This is a genomic window from Neisseria sp. P0022.S010 (assembly GCF_051956635.1).
Map to the genome: position 1 here is coordinate 1 of NZ_JBQCXF010000086.1, position 10109 is coordinate 10109.

General features: G+C 51.2%; 10 protein-coding genes. 7 read left to right on the forward strand and 3 right to left on the reverse strand.

The window, feature by feature from the left end; translation table 11 throughout:
• The first annotated feature begins 271 nt into the window (after nucleotides 1–271).
• The 4 genes from tgt to ACTHUT_RS09475 all read left to right on the forward strand — a co-directional run bounded on the left by tgt (nucleotide 272) and on the right by ACTHUT_RS09475 (nucleotide 3699).
• A complete protein-coding gene (gene tgt / locus ACTHUT_RS09460; RefSeq protein WP_440385651.1) occupies nucleotides 272–1387 on the forward strand; it encodes a tRNA guanosine(34) transglycosylase Tgt in 1116 nt (371 codons plus the stop codon).
• Between the two features lie 85 nt (nucleotides 1388–1472).
• Nucleotides 1473–2483 (forward strand): ferrochelatase, encoded by a 1011-nt coding sequence (hemH, locus tag ACTHUT_RS09465; protein ID WP_440385650.1) that lies wholly within the window; start codon nucleotides 1473–1475, stop codon nucleotides 2481–2483.
• A 120-nt stretch (nucleotides 2484–2603) separates the two neighbouring features.
• Nucleotides 2604–3002 carry a c-type cytochrome gene (locus tag ACTHUT_RS09470; protein ID WP_003745956.1) on the forward strand — a complete coding sequence of 133 codons (399 nt, stop codon included), beginning with the start codon at nucleotides 2604–2606 and terminating at the stop codon, nucleotides 3000–3002.
• A gap of 205 nt (nucleotides 3003–3207) precedes the next feature.
• Nucleotides 3208–3699: a disulfide bond formation protein B gene (locus ACTHUT_RS09475; protein WP_003745954.1), complete on the forward strand. Its 492-nt coding sequence runs from the start codon at nucleotides 3208–3210 to the stop codon at nucleotides 3697–3699.
• A 59-nt stretch (nucleotides 3700–3758) separates the two neighbouring features.
• On the opposite strand, the gene ACTHUT_RS09480 is transcribed toward ACTHUT_RS09475, so the two are convergent.
• The gene (locus tag ACTHUT_RS09480) at nucleotides 3759–4487 is read right to left on the reverse strand and encodes a YebC/PmpR family DNA-binding transcriptional regulator (RefSeq protein ID WP_300481257.1); all 729 of its coding nucleotides are present in this window, start codon (nucleotides 4485–4487) and stop codon (nucleotides 3759–3761) included.
• A 361-nt stretch (nucleotides 4488–4848) separates the two neighbouring features.
• Between ACTHUT_RS09480 and ACTHUT_RS09485 the strand changes: the two genes are divergently transcribed.
• Nucleotides 4849–6279: an alanine/glycine:cation symporter family protein gene (locus ACTHUT_RS09485; protein WP_070849480.1), complete on the forward strand. Its 1431-nt coding sequence runs from the start codon at nucleotides 4849–4851 to the stop codon at nucleotides 6277–6279.
• A gap of 58 nt (nucleotides 6280–6337) precedes the next feature.
• Here ACTHUT_RS09485 and trhA read toward each other — a convergent pair whose 3' ends face one another.
• Nucleotides 6338–6964 (reverse strand): PAQR family membrane homeostasis protein TrhA, encoded by a 627-nt coding sequence (trhA, locus tag ACTHUT_RS09490; protein ID WP_440366201.1) that lies wholly within the window; start codon nucleotides 6962–6964, stop codon nucleotides 6338–6340.
• A 214-nt stretch (nucleotides 6965–7178) separates the two neighbouring features.
• Between trhA and cysD the strand changes: the two genes are divergently transcribed.
• Both cysD and ACTHUT_RS09500 read left to right on the forward strand, forming a co-directional pair.
• A complete protein-coding gene (cysD, locus tag ACTHUT_RS09495; protein WP_440385649.1) occupies nucleotides 7179–8093 on the forward strand; it encodes a sulfate adenylyltransferase subunit CysD in 915 nt (304 codons plus the stop codon).
• A 232-nt stretch (nucleotides 8094–8325) separates the two neighbouring features.
• Nucleotides 8326–8889: an RBBP9/YdeN family alpha/beta hydrolase gene (locus ACTHUT_RS09500; protein WP_070713003.1), complete on the forward strand. Its 564-nt coding sequence runs from the start codon at nucleotides 8326–8328 to the stop codon at nucleotides 8887–8889.
• A gap of 133 nt (nucleotides 8890–9022) precedes the next feature.
• Here the strand turns inward: ACTHUT_RS09500 and pyrC are convergent, their stop codons facing one another.
• Complete coding sequence (pyrC, locus tag ACTHUT_RS09505) at nucleotides 9023–10057, reverse strand: dihydroorotase (protein ID WP_070713005.1); 1035 nt, start codon at nucleotides 10055–10057, stop codon at nucleotides 9023–9025.
• Nucleotides 10058–10109: the final 52 nt, after the last annotated feature.

Consider the following 10109-nt stretch of genomic DNA (forward strand, 5'->3'; position numbering starts at 1 on the left):
AAGGTGGTGCTCTAACCAACTGAGCTATGTGCCTTCATCTAAGTCGCTTATTGTAACGAAGCGTGTTCCCTTTTGCAAGCATCTGTAAATACTTTTCAGACGGCCTGGATATTTTTGTTTGATTTATGCCTCATTTTTTATTTCTTCTATTATTCAGGCCGTCTGAAGCATTGTTTTGACAAAGATAAAATCCAGCCGTCAACCAACGAAAAATCCTTTATAATCTGCCCTTTCATTTCGCACACACGCGAACGTCCAATCTCTTATTATTATGCTCAAATTTACCTTACACAAAAAAGACGGTCATGCCCGACGCGGTACTTTGGAACTGAACCACGGCAAAATCGAAACGCCTGTATTTATGCCGGTCGGCACTTACGGTTCGGTCAAAGCGATGAACCCGCAAAACCTGCATGACATCAAAGCACAAATCATCTTAGGCAACACTTACCATCTGTGGCTGCGCCCAGGCTTGGAAGTCATCGAACAATTCGGCGGCCTGCACGGATTTATCGGCTGGAACAAGCCGATTTTGACCGACTCGGGCGGCTTCCAAGTATTCTCGTTGTCCGATATGCGTAAGCTGACCGAAGAAGGCTGTACATTCCAAAGCCCGATCAACGGCGACAAACTATTCCTCTCGCCCGAAGTGTCGATGAAAATCCAAACCGTGTTGAATTCCGATATCGTGATGCAGCTGGACGAGTGCACCCCGGGCGAAGCAACGCACAGCCAAGCGCAAAAATCGCTGCAAATGAGCCTGCGCTGGGCGGAGCGAAGCAAAAAGGCTTTTGAAGACCTGAAAAATCCGAATGCGTTGTTTGGCATTGTACAAGGCGCGATGTATGAAGATTTGCGCGAAGAATCGTTGAAAGGTTTGGAAGAACTCGACTTCCCCGGCTTGGCCATCGGTGGCTTGTCCGTTGGCGAACCCAAGCCCGAAATGTACCGCATGTTACGCGCTGTTGGCCCTATCCTGCCGGAACACAAACCTCATTATTTGATGGGCGTCGGCACGCCTGAAGACTTGGTGTACGGCGTGGCACACGGCGTGGATATGTTCGACTGCGTCATGCCCACCCGCAATGCGCGTAACGGCTGGCTGTTTACCCGTTTTGGCGATTTGAAAATCAAAAACGCCAAACACAAACTCGACAAGCGTCCGATTGATGAAAGCTGCACCTGCTACGCCTGTCAGAATTTCAGCCGCTCCTACCTGCACCATCTACACCGAGTCGGCGAAATCTTGGGCGCACAGCTCAACACCATCCACAATCTGCACTTCTACCAAGTCATCATGGCAGAAATGCGCGAAGCCATCGAACAAGGCAAATTTGCCGATTGGCAGGCGCAATTCCATGAAAACCGCGCCCGTGGTGTGGATTAATCCTTTTAAAGGCCGTCTGAAACCAGGCTTTGAGTCAAACTACTTTTCAGACGGCCTCAATATTCATCATTAATAAAGCACAACCATGTCCCGTTTCCATACCGAACCGGCCCTAGCCTATACCGCACAAAACCGTACTGCCGTCCTGCTGCTCAACCTCGGCACGCCTGACGCGCCCACTGCTGCCGCAGTCAAGCCCTACTTGAAAGAATTTCTGTCTGATCAACGCGTTGTCGAATTACCCAAGCTCTTATGGCAACCGATATTGCGCGGCTTGGTATTGACCTTTCGCCCCAAAAAAAGCGCGCATGCCTATGAAAAAGTTTGGTTTAAAGAAGGTTCGCCGCTTGAGGTTTACACACACCGCCAAGCAGAAGCCCTGGCCAAACATTTGCCCGATGTCATCGTCCGTCATGCCATGACTTACGGCAACCCGAGCGTTGCCGACGTTTTGGCGGAACTCAAAGCCCAAGGCGTGGGCAAATTGCTGGTCATTCCGCTCTATCCGCAATATGCCGGCTCTTCTACCGGCGCGGCTTTGGATAAAGTGTTTCAAGAGTTATTGCTGCAACGCAACCAAATGAGCATCCGCACTGTTTCCCGTTATTACGACGATGCCGCTTATATCCAAGCCATGAAGCAGCATATTGAAGCCTATTGGGCCCAAAACGAACGCGGCGAAAAACTGATGTTGAGCTTCCACGGCATTCCGCAAAAGCATCACGACGACGGTGACCCCTATCCTGACGAGTGCCACCATACTGCCAAACTGCTCGCGCAGGCATTGGGCTTATCCGAACAAGAATACATCGTTTCTTTCCAAAGCCAGTTTGGCAAATCCCAATGGGTCAAGCCCAGCACGCAAGCCTTGTTTAATGAACTTCCGAAACAAGGCACGACCAAACTCGACGTCTTCTGCCCCGGTTTCATGGCCGACTGCCTCGAAACCATGGAAGAAATCGCCATTATGGGACGCGAACAATTCCACGCCGCGGGCGGCAAAGAATACCGTTACATCCCCTGCCTCAACGATTCCGCCGACTGGATTGCCGCACTTGCCCAATTAAGCCGGGCCAATCTGCAAGGCTGGATTTGACCTAAACCAAAGGCCGTCTGAAAAATCCACTTTCAGACGGCCTTTAGCGTTATCATCAAGTTATTCAAACGCAAACCAAGCGTGTAGCCATCAAAAACACGACTCAAAAAGGAACACATCATGACTGCACTCCGCCCTATCCTGCTCCTTCTGACCGCACTCAGCCTCCCAACCGCTTTTGCCGCTGATGCCACGCTGATGAGCAAAGGACAAAAGATTTACGAAACCAACTGCGCCGCTTGCCACGGCAAAAAAGGCGAAGGTCGGGGTGCCATGTTCCCGCCACTGTTCCAGTCCGACTATATCAACAAAAAACCGCAAGTCCTGTTGCAAAGCATGACCAAGGGCATCAACGGCCCGATTAAAGTGAACGGCAAACCTTACAACGGCTTCATGCCTTCTACCGCCATCAATGATGCCGATGTTGCCGCCGTTGCCACTTACATCATGAACGCCTTTAATAATGGCGGCGGTACGATTACTGAAGCAGATGTCAAAAAATCTCACGGGAAAAAATAAAACGTCTCTCCCCTAAAGGCCGTCTGAACATTTCAGACGGCCTTTTCGATATGAAACACATTTTTGTTTCCATATTTATGGTTACGCAACATCAACAAACATACGCAAAAAACCGTCAAACCAAAAAAAGCATATGCGTTTTGTGTTAAAGTAAACATTATTTATCGGCTGTTTTGCGTCCAGGCCGTCTGAAAGGTTTTATGTGATGAACTTTTTCCGCAAGACTGTTTTATTTTTAGTCGTCCTCTCCATATTTGCCGCCTGCGGCTCCTTTATTTCCCAATACGTTTTGGGCATGAACCCGTGCGTATTGTGCATCCTGCAACGCTTGTGCGTATTGGGTGTCGGGCTGTTGGCAATTGTTACGGCGTTCAGTTCTCAATCTTCCAAATTTGCCCGTTCGCTCTCGGCATTGTTGATTGCCGCTCCGGCCGTTTACGGCGCTGGTGTCGCCGCCTATCAAATTTGGTTGCAAAGCCTGCCGCCCGGCACCGCTCCTTCTTGCGGCGCACCTTGGACCTTCCGCCTGCGCGACTGGCCTTTGTTCGATTGGTTTGAACCCATCGTCCGCGGCTTTGGCAACTGCGCCGAGCCGGACTATCTATTCGGCGTTGCCCTGCCGGTGTGGAGTATTTTGTATTTCAGCTTCGTGGTATTGCTGCTGCTTTGGGCTTGGTTGAAAACCAGAAAAATCTGATTGGTTTCAATATAAAAAGGCCGTCTGAAATTTCAGACGGCCTTTTATTCTTTAAACCATTAGTCCAGATTTAACACGGCAGAAGTGTAAACGTCTTGTACGTCGTCCAAATCTTCCAATGCGTCAATCAGTTTTTGCATTTTAACCGCATCTTCGCCGCTCAACTCGGTTTCGTTTTGGGCGCGCATGGTAACGTCGCCGTCAACAGATTTGTAACCTGCCGCTTCCAAAGCCGATTTCACACCGGCCCAGTCGTTCGGCGCGGTAACCACTTCGATGGAACCGTCGTCGTTGGTGATGACGTCTTCCGCACCGGCTTCCAAAGCCGCTTCCATCAGCGCATCTTCGTCAACGCCCGGTTCAAACACCAAATAGCCTTGATGAACGAAGTTGAACGCTACGCAACCGTCGGTACCCAAGTTACCGCCGTTTTTAGTGAACGCATGGCGCACATCGGCAACGGTACGGGTTTTGTTGTCGGTCAGACAGTCCACCATCAAAGCCGCGCCGCCAATGCCGTAGCCTTCGTAACGCAACTCGATGTATTCCACGCCTTCCAGATTGCCCGTACCTTTATCGATGGCACGTTGCACGTTGTCTTTAGGCATATTGTTTTCAGCGGCTTTTTCCAAAGCCAGGCGCAGGCGCGGATTTGCACCGGGGTCGCCGCCGCCCATACGGGCAGCAACGGTAATTTCTTTAATCAGACGGGTGAAGATTTTGCCGCGTTTGGCATCTTGTCGGGCTTTTTTGTGTTGGATATTTGCCCACTTACTATGGCCTGCCATATTGATTCCTTTCGTTTTTTCACGCGCTGAGGCGGGATGTGCTTTATTTGTAAGGCGTGCATTTTATCATAAGTTGCCTTTAGCCAAAATATTCAGACGGCCCGAATATTTGCAAAAACAGGCCGTCTGAAAAACAAAGAATCTTTTTTAAAGATGCATATTTGCTGCAAACCTTAGTCAGTTTTTCGTTTTAATTCACGAAGGTTTACGGTATGATGACAAAATCGGTCAGGATTGTTAACAACTTAACCGGTATTAAACGGCAAAACGGCCTGCTCGCCCTTGTTGCCAACCGCGAAAATGAACGGGAGTAGTTGCCCGTATCATTTTCTTTTTATTTGTTTTTCTTAAAGGTTATATTATGGAAGAAATATTGTCTGCTCTGGTGGGTGCAGTCAATCTGGTTCTTTGGGACTACCTGCTGATTTATGCCTTAATCGGCATCGGCCTGTTTTTTACCCTGTACTTGGGCGCACCGCAAATTACCAAATTAGGAACAGGTTTCAAATCTGTTTTCGGCGGCTTGTTCAGCAAAAAAGACAAAGACCACGAAGGCAAATCCCTGTCTCAATTCCAAGCGCTTGCCGTGGCGATTTCCGCGCAAATCGGTACCGGTAACGTTGCCGGCGTGGCCACTGCGATTACCGCCGGCGGCCCGGGTGCCATTTTTTGGATGTGGCTGTCTGCCATTTTGGGCATGTCTACCATTTTTGCAGAAGCCGTTTTGGCGCAAAAATACCGCGTGGTCAGCCACGGCAAATACATCGGCGGCCCTGCGTTTTACATCACGCACGGCCTGACCCCGAAAATCGGCCGGGGCGCGGCGCGTTTCCTGTCCGGCTTTTTCTCCATCGCCTTGATTATCGCGCTGGGTTTTATCGGCAACGCGACCCAATCCAACTCCATCGCCTCGGCCATGAATTTGGCTTTTAATATTCCGCCGATGGCAGTCGGTATTGCGGTGGCCGTACTTGCCGGCCTGATTATCATCGGCGGCATCAACCGCATTGCCGGTATCGCGCAATTTGTCGTGCCGTTTATGGCGGTAATTTACATCTTGTGTGCCGTGATTATCTTGTTCAAATTCTCCGACCACATTATTCCGATGTTCAGCCATATTTTTGTTGCCGCCTTTAATCCTGAGGCGGTATTGGGCGGTGCGGCCGGTATCGGTATGCGCGAGGCCGTCCGTTTTGGCGTGGCACGCGGCCTGTTTTCTAACGAAGCCGGTATGGGTTCGACCCCGCACGCTCATGCGACCGCCAACGTCAAACATCCTGTGCAACAAGGTATGGCCGCGTTTATCGGTATCTTTATCGATACGCTGATGGTCTGCACGGCAACCGCGCTGATTATCCTGCTGACCGACGCCAACCTCTCCGGCGAAACCGGCGCGGCGGTTACCCAACTGGCTTTTAACAAAGCCTTCCCGGGTTTCGGTTCGCAACTGCTCGCCGTCTGTCTGACCTTCTTCGCCTTCACCACTATCATCGGCTGGTATTACTTTGGCGAATCCAATATCCGCTTCCTGTTCCGCGGCAAACACTTGGGCATCTACCGCACACTGGTTTTGGTGGCCATCGTATTGGGCACATTGGGCAAAGTGGATTTGGTTTGGAGTATGTCCGATATGTTCAACGGCTTTATGGTCTTGCCGAACTTAATCGCCCTCTTCCTGCTGCGTAAGGAAATCCGTGCGGTTTACGACGATTATCTGGCGCAAACCAAAGCCGGCAAAGAGCTGACCTACAACTATGAATTCCACGAATTCCACGACAAAAACCCAGGTTAACGACAAACAAAAACCTCTCAGTCAAACTGAGAGGTTTTTTATTTCAGGCCGTCTGAAACTACAACACATAAAAATAAATGCTGATAAATTGCGTCAAACTGCCTGCCAAGACAAACAAGTGCCAGATACCGTGGCCGTGGCGGATTTTAGTATCATTGATAAACCAATAAATCCCCGCGCTATACAACACGCCGCCCAACACTAACCAAAACAATCCGCCCGCCGAAAGCGATTTTATCAGCGGCCACACCGCCACCACAATCAGCCAGCCCATCAACACATAAATCACCATCGACAGCAGCCGTTTCTCGCTTTTGCGCCCGATCGTCAGCTCCTGAACAATGCCCAGCAAAGCCAGCCCCCACGACACGCCGAAAAGCGACCAACCCCAGCCGCCGTGAAGGGTAATCAGCGTAAACGGCGTATAGCTGCCTGCAATCAAAAGATAAATCATGCAATGATCAACCTTTTGCAAAATTGCCTTGGCCTTAGGCTGCGGAATACTGTGGTATAAGGTTGAGCCCAAATACAGAAGCAGCAGGCAGACTCCGTAAGTCAGTGCACCGGCAATCCGATAGCCGTCCGCCGATTCCACCGCTTTCACCAGCATCAGCACCAACGCCGCCACTGCCAATAAGAAACCGGCCAAATGGCTGTACGCATTAAATCTCTCGCCGTGATACATAAACCATTCTCATTTCTAAAAAACCAAAGTGTACGCGAAGACAGGCGCTTCGTCAGAGAAATCGGGTTAAAAATAAGTTAAAGCGCAAAGGCCGTCTGAAAACACACTCGGGCAATATAACAAAAACATCTTTGCAACAAACAAACCATTCTTTCCCTTTTTCAGACGGCCTCACTAAAGTATCGGCTATCGCCAAGATTGCAAAGAGAGAAAAATGTCCATCCAAAACCACCACCTCGACTGGCTCGAAGCCGAGTCCATCTACATCATCCGCGAAGTGATTGCCAACGCCCAAAACCCGGCCCTGCTGTTTTCCGGCGGTAAAGACTCCGTCGTCTTGCTGGCGCTTGCCGTCAAAGCCTTCCAAATCGAAGGCCGTCCGCTGAAGCTGCCGTTCAAACTCCTGCACGTCGATACCGGCCACAACTACCCCGAAGTCATCCAGTTCCGCGACGACACGGTCGCACGCACCGGCGTACAACTTGTGGTCGGCAGCGTAGAAGAGTCCATCCGCAAAGGCAGTGTCGTCTTGCGCCGCGAAACCGATTCGCGCAACGCCGCCCAAGCCATTACACTGGTTGAAACCATCGAAGAACAAGGATTTGATGCACTAATGGGCGGCGCACGCCGCGATGAAGAAAAAGCGCGCGCCAAAGAACGCATCTTCTCTTTCCGAGATGAGTTCGGCCAATGGGATCCTAAAAACCAACGTCCTGAATTATGGTCGCTCTACAACACGCGCCTGTTCCAAGGCGAAAACATGCGCGTATTCCCGATTTCCAACTGGACGGAATTGGACATCTGGCAATACATCGCACGCGAAAAACTCGCCCTGCCGCCGATTTATTACACCCACAAGCGCGAAGTTGTCGAACGAAACGGCCTGCTCGTTCCCGTTACCCCGTTGACCCCCAAACGCGAAGGCGAAGTTGCCCAAATCCGTGATGTCCGTTTCCGTACCGTCGGCGATATTTCCTGCACCTGCCCGGTTGCCAGCATCGCCGCCACACCCGAAGACATCATCGCCGAAACCGCCGCCGCGACCATTTCCGAACGCAGTGCCACACGCATGGACGACCGCGTATCGGAAGCGGCAATGGAAGAGCGCAAAAAACAAGGCTATTTCTAAACCGGTTTTTCAGACGGCCCATATATATTTCAAACCCGAACAACACGGCAACTCCATCCGCCCCTGCCGTGTTGTTTGCTTTATTATTCTTGCAAATATCATTTAACAACAAAAACTTAATCAATCATCCTTACCAAGCGACAAACAATAAAACATAAACAAACATGGTATAATAAACGCTTATAGGCAGAGATTTAGACAAAAGTCTCAGGCCGTCTGAAGGAGGAAAAACATGAATCGACGCGTTTATATCGTACATGGCTTTGAAGGCAATCCGCACGGCAACTGGTTTGACTGGCTTTGCGCCCAAGTCAAAAGCACCGGCGCACAAGCAATCTCCCTCGCCATGCCCAATCCCGACAAACCAAGCACGACCGCGTGGCAGTTTACCCTTGACCAGCACATCGGCAAGCCCGATGCCCATACCTTCCTAGTCGGCCACAGCCTCGGCTGCATTACCCTCCTTCACTTCCTCAGCCGCCAACAGCCGCAAAAAATCGGCGGTCTGCTGCTTGCCGCCGGTTTTGCCGATACGTTGCTGCCCCTGCCCACACTTGATGCCTACATTAAAGCAGCATCCCCCGATTTCGACATCCTGCGCAAAATCGACATGCCCAAACACTGTCTGGTTTCCGACAACGACACCCATGTTCCGCCCGAACTGACTTTGGACATGGCAACCAAGCTCAAAAGCCCTGTTACCCATATTCCCGAAGGCGGCCATTTGATGGCTTCAGACGGCTTTACCCAGCTGCCGCAGGCTTGGGAAGCGCTGAAACCCATGTTGACCGAATAAACACACACTCTAATCCGGTTTTCAGACGGCCTAGTGAGCCTCCCTCCCCATGACAGGCCGTCTGAACGACAATAAAAAAACAACCTGCCCTTTCAAGCAGGTTGTTTCTTTTTATGCCTCATTGACGGCAAATTTAATATTGCACCGTCCATTCAATCTCGCCGCAGGCCCTCATCGGCACAAGCTCGCCATCGCCGTAAGGTACGCTGGCAGGTACGGTTTGCGTTTGTTTGACCAGTGTGATGGTATCGGAATTTTCAGGCAGACCGTAGAAACGCGGGCCGTTTTTAGAAGCAAAGGCTTCCAGTTTGTCCAACGCGCCTGCTTTCTCAAACACTTCGGCATAAAGCTCGATGGCAGTCATCGCGCTGAACATACCGGCGCAACCACAAGCATTTTCTTTGGCAGTTTTGGCATGTGGCGCAGAATCCGTACCGAGGAAGAATTTGTGCGCCTTATCGCCGGTAACGGCGGCAACCAAAGCCTGACGGTGGGTTTCGCGTTTGAGTACAGGCAGGCAGAAATGATGAGGGCGCACGCCGCCGACCAAGAGGTCGTTGCGGTTGAGCAGCAAGTGTTGCGGCGTCACAGACGCGGCCACATTATCGCCTGCTTCCAATACCAGTCGGGCTGCTTCGGCAGTGGTGATGTGTTCAAACACGACTTTAAGATTCGGCACTTGCGCCAAAACCGGCTTCATCACGCGCTCGATAAAGGCGGCTTCGCGGTCGAAAATATCAATTTCAGGATCGGTGACTTCGCCGTGAACCAAGAACAAAATACCCTGTTTCGCCATTTCTTCCAACACGGGAATCAGTTTGAACAGGTCGGTCACGCCGGAATCGGAATTGGTGGTCGCGCCTGCCGGATAGAGTTTGAAAGCCACGATACCGGCAGCCTTGGCTTCGCGCACGAGTTCGGGAGTGGCATTGTCGGTCAAATAAAGCGTCATCAACGGCTGGAAGGTACTGCCTTCAGGCAGGGCGGCCATAATGCGCTCTTTGTAGGCTTGGGCATCGGCAACGCTGACAACGGGCGGCTTCAGGTTGGGCATGATAACCGCGCGGCCCATTTGTCGGGCGGTGTACGGGGCAACGGCTTTGAGTGCGTCGCCGTCGCGCAGGTGTAAGTGCATATCGTCGGGGCGGATGATGGTCAGGGTTTGCATAGCTTACTTTCGAGTGGTTTGGTTTGATAATGTTTCAGACGGCCTTTATTCG